General features: G+C 61.7%; 11 protein-coding genes. 4 read left to right on the top strand and 7 right to left on the bottom strand.

Features of this window, described 5'->3' with window-relative positions; genetic code table 11:
* Positions 1 to 19: 19 nt before the first annotated feature.
* Entirely contained in the window at positions 20 to 1,675 is a 1,656-nt protein-coding gene (locus G7009_RS21620; RefSeq protein WP_181132137.1) for a DUF1302 domain-containing protein, read from the bottom strand.
* Between the two features lie 408 nt (positions 1,676 to 2,083).
* Between G7009_RS21620 and G7009_RS21615 the strand changes: the two genes are divergently transcribed.
* Positions 2,084 to 2,929: an SDR family oxidoreductase gene (locus G7009_RS21615; protein ID WP_181132136.1), complete on the top strand. Its 846-nt coding sequence runs from the start codon at positions 2,084 to 2,086 to the stop codon at positions 2,927 to 2,929.
* A 9-nt stretch (positions 2,930 to 2,938) separates the two neighbouring features.
* Positions 2,939 to 3,823 carry a DMT family transporter gene (locus G7009_RS21610; protein ID WP_181132135.1) on the top strand — a complete coding sequence of 295 codons (885 nt, stop codon included), beginning with the start codon at positions 2,939 to 2,941 and terminating at the stop codon, positions 3,821 to 3,823.
* Here G7009_RS21610 and G7009_RS21605 read toward each other — a convergent pair.
* The 5 genes from G7009_RS21605 to G7009_RS21585 all read right to left on the bottom strand — a co-directional run bounded on the left by G7009_RS21605 (position 3,820) and on the right by G7009_RS21585 (position 8,916).
* Positions 3,820 to 4,605: a tyrosine-protein phosphatase gene (locus G7009_RS21605; protein ID WP_181132134.1), complete on the bottom strand. Its 786-nt coding sequence runs from the start codon at positions 4,603 to 4,605 to the stop codon at positions 3,820 to 3,822. The two genes, G7009_RS21610 and G7009_RS21605, sit on opposite strands and share 4 nt — an antisense overlap.
* Positions 4,606 to 4,607: 2 nt before the next feature.
* Positions 4,608 to 5,807, bottom strand: coding sequence for a phosphotransferase (locus tag G7009_RS21600; RefSeq protein WP_181132133.1), 1,200 nt, complete (start codon positions 5,805 to 5,807; stop codon positions 4,608 to 4,610).
* Entirely contained in the window at positions 5,804 to 6,841 is a 1,038-nt protein-coding gene (locus G7009_RS21595; protein ID WP_181132132.1) for an amidohydrolase family protein, read from the bottom strand. The genes G7009_RS21600 and G7009_RS21595 overlap by 4 nt, the downstream gene beginning before the upstream one ends.
* A 182-nt stretch (positions 6,842 to 7,023) precedes the next feature.
* On the bottom strand, positions 7,024 to 7,935 hold the full coding sequence (locus tag G7009_RS21590; RefSeq protein ID WP_181132131.1) for a LysR family transcriptional regulator: 912 nt from the start codon (positions 7,933 to 7,935) through the stop codon (positions 7,024 to 7,026).
* A gap of 54 nt (positions 7,936 to 7,989) precedes the next feature.
* The gene (locus G7009_RS21585) at positions 7,990 to 8,916 is read right to left on the bottom strand and encodes a quinone oxidoreductase family protein (RefSeq protein ID WP_181132130.1); all 927 of its coding nucleotides are present in this window, start codon (positions 8,914 to 8,916) and stop codon (positions 7,990 to 7,992) included.
* Positions 8,917 to 9,197: 281 nt separating this feature from the next.
* Here G7009_RS21585 and G7009_RS21580 point away from each other — a divergent pair, with 281 nt between their 5' ends.
* Positions 9,198 to 12,761, top strand: coding sequence for an indolepyruvate ferredoxin oxidoreductase family protein (locus G7009_RS21580; protein WP_181132129.1), 3,564 nt, complete (start codon positions 9,198 to 9,200; stop codon positions 12,759 to 12,761).
* A 12-nt stretch (positions 12,762 to 12,773) separates the two neighbouring features.
* Entirely contained in the window at positions 12,774 to 13,331 is a 558-nt protein-coding gene (gene folE / locus G7009_RS21575; RefSeq protein WP_181132128.1) for a GTP cyclohydrolase I FolE, read from the top strand.
* A gap of 44 nt (positions 13,332 to 13,375) precedes the next feature.
* Here the strand turns inward: folE and G7009_RS21570 are convergent, their stop codons facing one another.
* The gene (locus tag G7009_RS21570; RefSeq protein WP_181132127.1) at positions 13,376 to 14,131 is read right to left on the bottom strand and encodes an SDR family NAD(P)-dependent oxidoreductase; all 756 of its coding nucleotides are present in this window, start codon (positions 14,129 to 14,131) and stop codon (positions 13,376 to 13,378) included.
* Positions 14,132 to 14,153 lie beyond the last annotated feature (22 nt).

Raw genomic sequence — 14,153 nt, 5'->3', positions numbered from 1 at the left:
CCGTTTTTATTGGATTTGTTCAGAAGGAGGTTTTGAATGTGAATGCCAGCCAGCCACGGTCGGTGTTACCGACGCCGCCATTGCCACCGACGGTGCCATTGGCCAGGTTCTTGGGCTGGGCACGGGTATCGGCGTAACGCAGGCCGAATTCATACTGTTGCTGGTAGGTGAACTTCACGCCGGCCGACCAGGACATCGCGCCTTCACTGCCGCCACCGGCCGTTGCAGCGTTGCCGTGGATGCCGTAGTTGATGGTCAGAGGCACGTCCATGTCCCACGACGGGAAGATGCTCAGGTATTGCGGCGTGTAGTTCACCGCCACCGCATAGTAGTCGCGCGTCGAGCAGCCATCGGACGCGCCGCCGGAACCGGCGACGCCGGGTGTGCGGACGTCAGTACAGGCATCGTTGCCCTTGTACTTGAACAGTTCGTCATGCTCGGTGACCTTGACCAGGTGGCTGTAGGCAAACTCGGTAACCAGGGTCGCGTTGTTGGCAATGAAGTTGCGCGGCATGCCGTACACGGCGTTGGCGATGAAGTGGATGGTGTCGCCGCGAGGCCCTTCGTCATCCAGAGTGCTGACGCCGGTGGCGTTCAATGCGCCGTTCTTGCGGTACGACAGCTCGGTGCCCACGGCCACCGCATCGAACACCCGTGCAAAGCTGATACCGGCAAGCTTGACTCCGCGTGGGTAAACGACGCGGTACTCACCCAGATTGGCCTGGACCTGCGGCGCGAGCCAAGGCTGATAGTCATCGAATTGGCGATAGTAGAAGCCGAAGGTCGATTCGATCGCCTCCATGTTGTATTTGGCCATCACGCCCCAGTTGGCATTGCTGTCGCGGCCATACTTGGAGGAGGCGCGCTTGAATGCCCCGGCGCCGGCCGGCATCTGATCCGGCCCTTCGAACATGAAGTCTGCACCGCCGAAGTAGGTCCCGCCGTAAGGAATGCGAGTGTAGTCCCACTCATAGAAATACTGGCCGGCGATGGAAAGATGATCGGTGACCTGTGCCTTGGCAGAGACTTGGCCAATGGGCAGAAACACTTCTTTTGTCTCGATACCCGGGCTGGTGGCGGCTTTTACGCCGTCGCTCGGCGCCTGGGAGTAGGAAACGGAGTGGGCACCGAACAGCAGGCCCTCACCCCAGTAGTTGGTATGGCGACCGATCTTCACGTTGATCGGGGTGTCGCCCAGCTGAAAGTTCTTCCAGACGAACGCATCGAGGATTTCACCCGATGGCCCCCTGACATAGCGCTTGACCTCATCGCTGTAATGGCCATTTTCGTAACTGGTCTGGCCGCCCACCTGGCTGTGGACACTGGTGTCACGGTAGGCATGGTCATACCAGCCGGCGGCGCTGAGGCGTGCGCCCCACTCGTTCAGGTAGGAGAAGTCCACCTCGCTCAACACATCGATCCGATTTGTAACGATGTCGCCTTTGTCGAACTTGCTGTCGGATTCGTCGTAGGTCGGGGTCCGCATGACCCGGTTGTCTTGATCTTCCATGCGTACGCCCAGGTTGTAGCGCACGGTATTGTCCCAACGCAGGCGGTAGTCAGGGTTGCTCAGGTCGAACGAAACAGCGTGCGCGCCACTCATCCCGCCGAGCACTGCCAGTGCCACGGCGCTGCGGCTAAACACATGCCTTCCATGCTTGGTCATGTCTTTCATACGCCACCTTTTATTTTTATTTTCAGTCGTTTATGTGAGGGCAAGTGACGGTTGCAAGCGTCGTGACGTGCCGCTGCATTGCCCCTTGCCTAAGCGTCTTGGGTGGTCTTGCCGGCAGGTCTACCGGTGAAGCGCTCCCGTGGCTTGAATTCAAATTAACCGAGAAAAAAAAATAATTCCATATAAAGATTTCAATTCTCTATAAAGAATATCGAGCGACATTTTTTTGCCGCTGAACGTCCCTGGTGTCCGAGGTCCTGAAAAAACCTGAGCCCAATACTGCACACAAAAAAGCTAACTGTTCAATTATGTTTTGCTCTGCCTGCCTTTTTCCGGTAAACAGGCCACTGAAGGCACCGGCATGTGCCTGCGCTCGCCCCAATAAAAACCACAAGGAGCTCGCCCCGCATGAACATCGATCTGAGCGGAAAACGCGTGATTGTCACTGGCGCTTCGCGCGGCATAGGCCTTGCCATAGCCCGCGCCTTCGCGCTGGAAGGTGCTCGCGTGGCCATTTGCGCGCGAAGCCTGGAGGCCGTCCGTGAAGCGGCAACGCAGCTGCAGGAAAACGCACAGGCGGTGCTGGCACGGGCCGTGGATGTCACGGACACTCAGGGTGTTCAACATTTCGTCAGCGAAGTGGTCCAGGCATGGGGGGGCGTGGACATTCTGGTCAATAATGCCGGCCAGGGACGCGGTGGCAACCTCGAAACCCTGACACCGGAGGCCATTCTTGAACACGCCAATGTGTTGCAGATGGGGCATTTTCGCTTCGTTCAGGCAGTGGTGCCGTCCATGCGCCAACAGCGCTGGGGTCGGATCATCGAGATCAATGCCCTGGCCGGCACCGTGCCCACGCCCGACGGCATCCCGTCGGTGATCAACCGGGCGTCATGCGTAGCCCTTTCCCGCTCGCTGGGCATGTCGCTGGCCAAGGACAATATTCTCGTCAACAGCCTGAACATGGGCTGGATCGACACCGGCCAGTGGGACCGTCACTACAAGGAAATGGGCCCCGGCGTCAGCCGTGAAGAGTTCGACGCCATGGTCATGAAGGTGGTGCCGATCGGCCGATACGGCAAACCGGAAGATGTAGCGGGGATGGTGCTGTTCCTTTCCAGCGAATACGCCAGCTTCATCAGTGCGGCTTCGATTGACATTGCCGGGGGCATGGGTGGCCAGATTGCCTACTTCCCGACCCTAAAGCGCGATTTTGCCGCGGCCATGGCTGCTCGAAACACCACCAGCCACTAGGCGCCCCTGATGAAGCTGCTGTTTCCTGTGCTTGCCACACTGATCTGGGCCGCCAGCACCGTGGTCAATCGCCTGTCGGTGGGGGTGATAGACCCCGCCGCCATTTCGTTCTATCGCTGGCTGACGGCATTGCTGGTGTTGTCGCCCATCATGCTGCCCAGAACCTGGAAAATACGCCAGGCGATACGGCCGTACCTGCCCAAGCTGGGGGTGCTGGGCTTGCTCGGCATGTCGCTATACCAGTCATTGGCCTATTTTGCCGCGCATACGGTCAGTGCCACCTCAATGGGGCTGATCCTGGCGACCATGCCCTTGCTGACGGTGCTGGTGGCCTTCCCGCTGCTGAACACCCGCCCCACCCTGCCGCTGCTGGCAGGCGCGGCGGTTTCGTTCGCCGGGTTGGCCTGGTTGCTGGCCGCGGGTGACCTGCCGTCCCTTTGGCAGCAAGGGGTGGGTCTGGGTGAGTGGCTGATGTTGCTGGCGTCACTGTCCTACGCGCTGTATTGCGTACTGGTGAAACGCTGGCAGATCCCCCTGCCCACCTGGGAAAGCCTTTACGTACAGATACTCTGCGGCACCTTGCTGCTGGTGCCGCCGTTCCTGCTCACGTCATCGATGGCCCTGAGCTCTCAAAGCCTGCCGCTGGTCCTGTTTGCCGGCCTTTTCGCTTCGGCGCTGGCACCGGGCCTGTGGATGCAGGGCCTGCAACACCTGGGCCCGGAAAAAACCGCGGTGCTGATGAACCTGGTCCCCCTCTTTACCGCAGGCCTGGCGATTGGGTTGCTCGGAGAGACCTTGCACCTGTATCACGCGGTAGGCGGCGGACTGATTCTGCTGGGGATTGCCCTGGCCCAATGGCAGCCCGCACGGGTCACCGCCAGCACCCTGCCCTAAACCACTAGCAGGCGATTGCGCAGCGCGTCCAGGCTGCAACGGTCCATGCCACTGAAGCGCGCCAGGTACTGCTCCAGCCCGCCATATTCAGCCTCGATCACCGCATAAGCCGCATTCAGGTACTCAGGTCGAGCATCCAGCATGACATTGATCGCCGCTTCGCTGACCGGCTGGCCCATCATGCGGCTAACGGCAGTGTGCATGGCCTGCTGGCGCAGGGTGTCCAACTGGCAGAACCGCCGCGCCGAGCGCAGGTAATCCGCCATGATCTGCCCAGGTTCAACCCCAAGCGCATGCAGTAAAAGCGCCACCGCCACACCCGTGCGGTCCTTGCCGGCGGCGCAGTGGATCAGCACCGATGGCTTTGGCGTAGTGAACAGGCTGAGCAGCGCCGGCATATACCCTGCCAGTAGGCCTGGCAACCTTTGGTACACCTCCAGCATCATGCGCTGCGCGCCCTCCACCGCCGAATTTTCGGCCTGCATCGCGGCGATGCCCGGGTCCGCTCGCAGGTCATCACCGATAGCCAGATGAAGGTGTTGCAGGCCAGCAGCCGGCAAGCCGCTCGGATAACACTCGCGCTCGCCCGCACTGCGCAGGTCACACACGGCCTTCAGGCCCAGACGCTGCAATACCTGCCAGCTCGCGGCCGTCAGCCGATGCAACTGATCAGAGCGCAACAGGCTGTGGCCTGCGATCCGGCGGCCACACAGGGTGGGCATGCCTGCCAGGCTGCGAAAGTTGTCTACACCTGGCAGATGCAGTACGTGCGTTTTGACCATGCTCAATCCTCCAACAGGTGTGCATATGCCCGTGTCAGCGGACGCGCGCCCTCGCCCAGCACTGGGGTACGCCGTGGCTTGCGCCCGTGGGTCAGCAAGCGAATGGTATCGAAGTCCTCGGCGGCGGCAAAAAAGCGCTCCACCATCGGCAATCCTGCCTGGCCCCAGTCATCCATGTTCGACATCCACGTCTGCATGCCCCACACCGGCCAACGCCGCAGCTGTTCCCAGGCGGTGTCCTGGTCGAGTACACCAGGCGCGCCCAGGCTGATCAACTTCTCGCGGTACACCTGCAGCAGCCGTTGCGCCTCGGCGCGGCGCTCTTCTATCGTCAACGCCCCGAGCATGAAGTACGCCACATCGCGCCACGGCCGCCCGCGTCTTGCCAGTTGCCAGTCGAGCCAGATGCGTTGCCCGTCATCACGCAGAAAGCTGTTGCCCTGGTGCGAGTCGCCATGGATCAGGCAAATGGGCGAGGTCTGCGCCCGCTCGAAGGCAGCCAACTCATCGAAGGCATGGCCGAACAGCTCCGGCGTCTCGTACATCCACCGGGGCAGCCGCTGCCGGTAGTCGTCCTTGCGCAGGTTGACCTTGATGTAGTTGTACATGCGCAGCAGCCCATCGCTGTCTACCGGGTTGGCCATCGACACCGGAAGCCAGCCCTGGCGGTGCAACTGCGGGTTGGCCCAGGTCGCGGCATGCAGCGTGGCCAGCGATTCCAGTCCCTGGGCAACACCGTCCACCCCCAGGTGATCGGTGCTGTGGCCGAATTGCCCGGCGGCCAGCCCAAGATCCTCCATTAACACCACGCCGCGACCACCACCATCGGCGTCCCAGTCAGTGAAATACGTGGCAGGCAATGGCGCACCGGACCACTCGCGGGCCAGATGATAGAAACGCGACTCCAGCTCACAGATATCGCCGCTCTCGAAACCGTCCGACCAGTTCGATTTCAGGCAGACATGTGACGGTATCCCCGCGCGCTGGCCGACCTCGTTCAACTCGAGCCTGGCGCGCAGCTTGGTGGTATGCCCATTGCGGACCTCCACCACCGCCAACGCCTGCACCTCGATACCGGGGTAGCATGGCTGCAGCAGTTGCGTAAGCCAGGCCGCATTGATGTCGCCAAGTTGCCGCGGCAGCCGCCCGCCACGTTGCGGATAGGGCCGCCCGGCGCTCATCGCCAGCAGGCTGTCCGTCATGGTGTCACTGCGCGACCAGCGCGGGCCGGCACCTTCAGCTTGAGCAGTTCGATCGCGTTGCCGCTGCGGATCCGCTCGCGGTCCTCCGCCGACAGCCCCAGCCCGGCGGTCAGGTCACCGTGGTCATAGGCCCCGCCGAAGTTGGTGCCGTACAGCAGGCGTTCGGCCCCCACCACTTCAGCGACGCCACGACGCAAGCCAGGTGCGTGCACGTCGAGGTCGAAGTAGAAGTTCTGCAGGTAGTCCAGCAGCGGCCGCTGGTTGCGCGTATCGGGCGCCATCGCCTGGTTGAGCTCGCTGAGCCGGCCCAGTTGGAAGATCGCCATGCCCCCGGCATGGGTGATATAGGTTTTCAGGGTTGGAAAGACATCCAGCGCGCCACCACAGATCAGGTACCAGAAAAACAGGGTCTCATCGACGCAATCACCCACGATGGAGGTAGTTTCGAACTTGTCGTCGGTGTGTTTTTCGCCCCAGTAGATCGACTGATTGAAGCCATGCACCATGATCGGCACATCCAGCTGCACAAGCTTCTCCCATACCGGGAACAGCTGCTCGTCATACGCTTGCAAGCCATTGAAGTTGGCACCGCCTACGCATACGCCCTTGGCCCCCAACTGGGTTACCGCACGCTCGATTTCCTTGGCGGCGTTGTGCGGGTCGGCCAGGTTGGCGTGGCACCAGAAGTCGAAATGGTCGGGGTCGGCGCGGCAGAACGCCGACATCTCGTCGTTGCAGATACGCGCGTATTCGTTGGCGAAATCACCCGCCCAGTACATGAAGCAATGCGACGGCGTGGACACCACCAGCTTGTCGACACCCCGCTCGGCCATCAGCTTTCGACGACTGGCGTGGGTCATGCGCGCTAGCAGGTTGGCTTGCGCTTCGGTATCGCTGGCGGCTTTGGCCGGTTGCTTGGTACCGAGGGAAAAATGGCCAACGGTCAGCCCCTGCACTTTCATGAAAGGGCCCCAGAATTCGTGGCGGTTGAGCATGCCCTCGGTCAGCAGATGGGCGTGTACATCGATCAGCATGGCGTTCTCCTTGTTGTAATCAGCCAGCGGGCCGGACGGTCATCAGATACACCGGACGGCAGGTTCGGTTCCAGTACGAATATAAACACTTATATGATTTTTGTTCATTTAAATTCTCTGTGCGCAGCGCAGCCTGATGAACGACAACTCCTGGCAGCACAGGCACCGCCTGCCAAGAGGCTTCACGACGCACACGCCATGATCAGGAACTGCCGGAACGCCTGGGCCGGCTCCGACAAGCGCTTGTCGGGCAGCCAGATCAGCCCAAGCTCCATGGGCGGAATGACATCCACCAGTGGCCGAGCCTCGATCTTCTTGCCCTCCAGAGACCAGGGCCGATATAGCATGTCGGAAAGAATGGTGACGCCGAAGCCATGACCTACGAGGCCTCGTAGCGCCTCCATGGAAGAGGTACGAAACGCCACGTTGGGTGCCAGTCCGCGAGACTCCCAGTAGCGCAGCGTCGAGCTGTCACCTTCGTCCAGGGTCGCAAGAATGTAGGCGTGCTGCGCGACGTCTTCGAGGCTGATTGAAGTGGCCGCCATCAAAGGGTGCTGGCTGGCCAACCAGAGTTGCCGGCGCGAACGGATCAACACCTGGTGCGCGAAAGTGTGCAGGCTGAGGGTGTTGGACACGATCACAAGGCCGAGGTCGAGGTCGCCGTTGTTCACGGCCCGCTCGATGCTGTGGCGATCCATGTCGACAAGGTCGATCTCTACCTGCGGATAGCTGCGCTTGAATCGCGCCAGCAGCGCTGGCAGGAAGTAGCCAAGCACCGTATAGGAGGCGCCCACGCGCACACTGCCCTGCATCGCATGGCTGAGGAACAGCGGCTCGCTCAGGGCGTCCTGCAGCGTATCGAGGATGTGCCGCGCATGCTGGGCAAACTTGTTGCCTTCGGCCGTCAGCGTCACGCCATGGGGCAGGCGATCAAACAGGCTGACGCCCATGGTCTCTTCCAGGTGCAGCACCGCGGCCGTGATTGCCGATTGCGACACGTGCACCTTGAGCGCCGCTTGGGAGAACTGCCCGGCGTCAGCCGCCGCCACGAAGTAGCGCAGCTGGCGCATGGAAACGTCTTTACCCTTGGTCATCTGCTTTGCCAAGCCCGCCGCCGAAACCAATGAAACCGCTTGCCGCTGCAGGCTTCAGCGGCGGATCGTGGCCGTGATCTTGGCGTGCGGCCCGTCTACCTGTGCAGCCCAGGCCTCTGCCGCCTGGTCGAGGGTGAAGTCCAGGTAGTCCACGTGTATCTGCTGTTCCCTGGCGATTTTCAGCAGCCGCAGCCAGATTTGCTCGCGGTCCGCAGGGGGCCGCTGGCCGGTGCCGATGCACGACAGGCTGCGAAACAGCAAGTCGGCGATATCCAGGTTGAGCTGACGGCCCGCACCGGTGCCGATGGTCATGATGCGTGCGCCCCAGTTGGTGGCCTTCAAGGACGTCAGCAGGGGTTGCCCGCAAACCAGGTCGAGCACCACATCGAAGCCGCCACCGGCCGCTTCCTTGAGCGCGCCAATATCATCGCTGCCGCCCAGGGTGACGACCTCGTCGGCGATGCCGCGCGACTTGAGGCGGCTCAGCGCCTCTTGTGAACGCGCGGCACCGACGACCTTGCCAGCGCCCATGCCACGCGCAAGCTGCAGGGCAATCTGCCCCAGGGTGCCGGTGGCGCCGAGTACCAAGACCTTCTCGCCCTTCTGGATCTCTGCCTTTTCCAGCGGCACGATGGCCCCGGTAGCAGCAATGCCCATGCTGATCGCGGTCTTGTCGTCCACCTCATCCGGCACATTCCACACCTCGGCTTGCGGCACCAGGGTGCGCTCGGCCCAGGCACCGTAGGGCAGCACCGAACGCTCACCGAAATACACCCGACGACCATCCGGTGCCCGCCCCACGCCTTCACCGCGGATGACACAAGGGTATTCGACGCCCAGGCGGTAGGCACCCAGCACATCCCAGCCCCCGAGGCCGGCCGTGTCCACGTCGATCAGTACCGCGCCGTCTTGGGCTTGCGGCTCATTGAACTCACGCACCTGTGGCGAGGCATTGCGCTCGGAAATGATGGCTGCACGCATGGCTTTCTCCCTTGTCTGTTTTGTTTTAGAGCATCTGCACGACCGATAATTGAACATTTTTTGATTATTTGTCTATATTTAATTAGCATCACAACCGGGCAGCCTCAGGCTTGAGCTGAAGCGCATACCCAAGGCCGTACCGTGCGGGTATCTGAAATGCCAATACCACGCCGGTGTTTTTGTGATTTTACGGTCGCCCCCCTGCTTCCTAGACTCGGCCCATAACAAGGCATCGCCTGCACCTGGCGCAGCCATACAAGAACAACGCCTGGAGGATGAACATGAGTACCCCGGTTTCGCTGGAAGACAAGTACGTGCAGCACAGTGGGCACGTGTTGCTCACGGGGATCCAGGCGCTGGTGCGCCTGCCCCTGATGCAGCGCCAACGCGATCAGGCCAACGGCCTGAATACCGCCGGGTTCATTTCCGGCTATCGCGGCTCGCCGCTGGGCGGCTTCGACCAGGCCCTGTGGAAGGCACGTGACTACCTCAAGGCGCACCACACGGTGTTCCACCCCGGCATGAACGAAGACCTCGCCGCCACCTCGATCTGGGGTACACAGCAGGTCAATCTGTTCGAAGGCGCCACCTATGATGGCGTGTTCGGCATGTGGTACGGTAAGGGCCCCGGCGTGGACCGTTGCGGTGATGTATTCCGTCACGCGAATGCCGCGGGCACCTCACCCTTTGGCGGTGTACTGGCCATTGCCGGCGATGACCACGGCGCCCGTTCCTCTTCCCTGCCCCACCAGACCGAACACATCTTCAAGGCCGTGATGATGCCGGTATTGGCGCCTTCCGGTGTACAGGAGTACCTGGACTACGGCATGCATGGCTGGGCCATGTCGCGCTACTCGGGTTGCTGGGTCGCCCTCAAGGCGGTGGCCGACACCGTTGAAAGCGCGGCCGTCGTCGATATCGACGTCCACCGCGTACAGCCGGTCATCCCGACTATCGCGTTGCCCGAAGGCGGCCTGAACATCCGCTGGCCCGATCCGCCACTGGCCCAGGAACAGCGCCTGCTGGAGCACAAGCTGTATGCCGCCCTGGCCTATGCCCGCGCCAACCGTCTCGATCGCATCGTCATGGATGCGCCGAATGCACGAATCGGCATCGTCACCTCGGGCAAGTCCTATCTCGACGTCTGCCAGGCCCTGAATATCCTCGGGATCGACGAGGCGCAGGCGCAGAAGATCGGCCTGCGCGTGTACAAGGTCGGCATGGTCTGGCCGCTGGAAGCCGAAGGTGTGCGCCAGTTCGCCGAAGGCCTGGAAGAGATTGTGGTGGTGGAAGAAAAGCGCCACCTGATCGAATACCAGCTCAAGGAAGAGCTCTACAACTGGCGTGAAGACGTACGCCCGCGCATCGTCGGCAAGTTCGACGACAAGGGTGAATGGAGCCTGCCGCACACCGACTGGTTGCTACCGGCCATCAATGACCTGACCCCGGCGATGATCGCGCGAGCCCTGGCCAAGCGCATCCTGCGCCTGCACCCAGGCGGCCCGCTGCAGGTACGCCTGGCCGTACTGGACGCACAGCTTGCCGGCAAAGGCCAGCTCAGCAACCTGATGGAGCGCGTGCCGCACTACTGTTCCGGCTGCCCGCACAACACCTCGACCAAGGTGCCGCAAGGCAGCCGCGCGCTGGCCGGTATCGGCTGTCACTACATGGCCGCCTGGATCTACCCGCAAACCCAGACATTCAGCCAGATGGGTGGCGAAGGCGTGGCCTGGATCGGCCAGGCGCCGTTTACCACCACCCAGCACGTCTTTGCCAACCTGGGCGACGGCACCTACTTCCACTCCGGCATTCTCGCCATTCGTGCCGCCATCGCGGCAAAGGCGCAGATTACCTACAAGATTCTCTACAACGATGCCGTGGCCATGACAGGCGGGCAACCGGTGGACGGCAGCCTGAGCGTGGCACAAATCAGCCGCCAATTGGCGGCAGAAGGCGTTCAGTGCCTGGTGGTGGTCAGCGACGATGTCGAGAAGTACAAAGACATCCATGATCTGGCCCAAGGTGTACCGGTGGTGCGTCGCGACAAGATGGACGAGGTACAGGAACAGTTGCGCCAGTTCCAGGGTGTGTCGGCAATTATCTATGACCAGACCTGCGCCGCGGAGAAACGCAGGCGTCGCAAGCGCGGCAAATTCCCCGACCCGGCACGTCGGGTGGTCATTAACGAAGCGGTATGCGAGGGCTGTGGCGACTGCAGCAGCAAGTCCAACTGCATGTCGGTGGTAGCGGTGGACACCGAGTACGGCCGCAAGCGCGAGATCGACCAGTCTTCGTGCAACAAGGACTTCACCTGCCTCAACGGCTTCTGCCCAAGCTTCGTCACCGTCGAAGGCGGCACCTTGCGCAAGCCGCAGGCCCTGGCAGTCAAGGCCGACGACCTCTGGGATCTGCCCACCCCTTCGACCGTCACCCTCGATGAGCCGTACAGCATCCTGGTGACCGGCGTGGGGGGCACGGGTGTGGTGACCATCGGTGCCTTGCTGGGCATGGCGGCATTTATCGAAGGTAAAGGTACGCTCAACCTCGACATGGCCGGCATGGCGCAAAAAGGCGGCGCGGTCTGGTCGCACATTCGTATCGCCGCACGCCAGGAACAGCTGTTCGCCCCACGAATCGCCGAGGGTGAAGCTGCCCTGCTGCTGGGCTGCGACCTGGTGGTCAGCGCCAACACCGAAACGTTGTCCAAGCTACGTCAGGGGGTGACGCATGCCCTGGTCAACAGCGAGCAAAGCATCACCAGCGCGTTCGTGCGCACCTTCGCTCTGCAGGCGCAAAGTGGCGATCTGACCAGCCATCCTGACCCGCAATTCCATACCCGAGGCATGTCGGAGCAAATTGCCGAAGCCGTTGGCCCTGCGCGGGCGGACTTTGTCGACGCGAGCAGAATTGCCACGGCGTTGATGGGCGATTCAATCGCCACCAACACCTTCATGCTGGGCTATGCCTACCAGAAAGGCTGGTTGCCGGTGGGCGAAGCGGCGCTGGTGCAGGCCATTGAACTCAATGGCACGGCGGTGGCCTTCAACCTTGCAGCCTTTGCCTGGGGCCGACGCAGCGCCCACGACCTGTCACGCGTGCTGCGCATGGTCGAGGCCGGCAAAAAACCAAGCGCCGACCGCATGCTGTCGCAGACCCTGGAAGAAACGCTGGAGCGGCGCATAAGCGTTCTGACGGCCTACCAGAACAAGGCCTATGCTCAGCGTTATCGCCAACGCGTCGAGCACTTCATGGCGGCCGAAACCCGGTTACTGGGCCAGCCGGGCGAGCTGTCCAAAAGCGTAGCCCGCCACTACTTCAAGGTGCTGGCGATCAAGGATGAATACGAGGTAGCTCGCCTGTTCAGCAACGGCGAGTTCCTGGCGAACATCCAATCGACTTTCGAGGGTGACTACCGCCTGCGTTTCCACCTGGCGCCGCCGCTGCTCAACGACAACCACACAGGCAAAGAACCGAAAAAACGCAGCTTCGGACCTTGGATGCTGCAAGGCTTCAAGCTGCTGGCCAGGCTCAAGGTTTTGCGTAACACCTGGCTCGACCCGTTCGGCCATACTCATGAGCGCAAGGTGGAACGCGACTGGTTGCGCAACTACGAAAGTATTCTGGATGAAGTGCTGTCGGGCCTGCGCAGCGACAACTTGCAACTGGCACGGGACCTGCTGGAGCTGCCGGACAGCGTGCGCGGTTACGGGCCGGTAAAAGAGCGCTTCCTGCATCATGCTCACCAGCGTCAGGCGCAGTTGCTGGAGCAATGGCGCAATGGCTCGACCGGACAGTTTCACGAGGCCAGCCAAGCCACCGGCAAGATTGCCATCACTCAACTCTGAACAGGGACAATCATGAACGAGGAAATGACCCGAAACTACCGCGAGATTCTGCAGGGCATCGGCGAGAACCCGCAACGCGAAGGCTTGCTGGATACGCCAAAGCGCGCAGCGAAAGCCATGCAGTACCTGTGTCAGGGCTATCAGCAAAGCCTTGAGCAGATCGTCAACGGCGCACTGTTCGACTCGGATAACGACGAAATGGTCATCGTCCGAGATATCGAACTGTATTCGCTGTGCGAGCACCATCTGTTGCCGTTCATTGGCAAGGCGCACGTTGCCTATATTCCCACGGGCAAGGTCCTGGGGCTGTCGAAGGTGGCGCGTATCGTCGACATGTTTGCCCGCAGGCTGCAGATCCAGGAGAACCTGACCCGCCAGATTGCCGAAGCGATTGCCGAGGTCACCCATGCCGCCGGCGTGGCGGTGGTGATCGAGGCCAAGCATATGTGCATGATGATGCGCGGCGTGGAGAAGCAGAACTCGGTGATGAGCACGTCGGTCATGCTGGGCTGCATGCGCGAGTCGTACAATACTCGCCAGGAGTTCCTGCAGCTGATCCGTAGCCGTTAGCCCTGGCTGATCTTGCGGGAGCGGCATGCGCCGCTCCCGCAAGATCAGCTGAGCATCAACATCCCGCCATCGATCATCAGCGTTTGCCCCGTGACAAACCGCGAACCGTCACCTGCCAGAAATACCAGTACGGGCGCCAGGTCGCGAGCTGGCTCGCCCAGTCGACCACCAATCGGAACCTGCCCCGCCATGTAGGCATCATGCTGCTGCAATTGCTCGGCGCTCATGCTGGCACGAGTGGCCTCGTACATGGGCGTCCACATTGCCGGCGCAATGGCGTTGACGGTAATGCCCAACGGTCCCCATTCCCGTGCCACGGTGCGCGTCCAGGCCAATACTGCACCCTTGCTTGCGGCGTAGTGCGCCTTGCCGGGCTGACCGAGCACACCGGCGGCAGAAGCAAAATTGATGATTCGCCCGCCAGTAGACTTGAGCAGTTCATAGGCGGCGCGGTTGGTCAGGAACGTGCCGCGCGCATTCACTGCAAACACGCTCTCCCAGTCGTCCAGGGTAATAGCATCGGCGCGCGCATTGGGCGCGATGCCAGCGGCGTGCACCAGTACATCCAGGCCTTGCAGTTGCTCATTGGCCCAGGCGAAGGCGCTGTCTACCGATTCGCGCTGCGAAATGTCGCAGACTCGCGTGCGTGCCCAACCGCCACCCTGCCCTTCAACCATGGCGCTCTCTGCGAGGTCGAGGTTTATGACCTGTGCGCCCTGCTCTACGAAGGCCTTGACCACTGCGGCACCGATCCCTCGGTTGCCACCGGTGACAACAATACGTTTACCTGCCAGTTGCATGGGTTGTTTCTCCTGTTCTGAC

It is taken from the genome of Pseudomonas capeferrum, from assembly GCF_013523055.1.
GTDB lineage: Bacteria > Pseudomonadota > Gammaproteobacteria > Pseudomonadales > Pseudomonadaceae > Aquipseudomonas > Aquipseudomonas capeferrum_A.
Note: the sequence above shows the minus strand (reverse complement) of the source record. Positions and strands in the feature narration are given on the sequence as shown.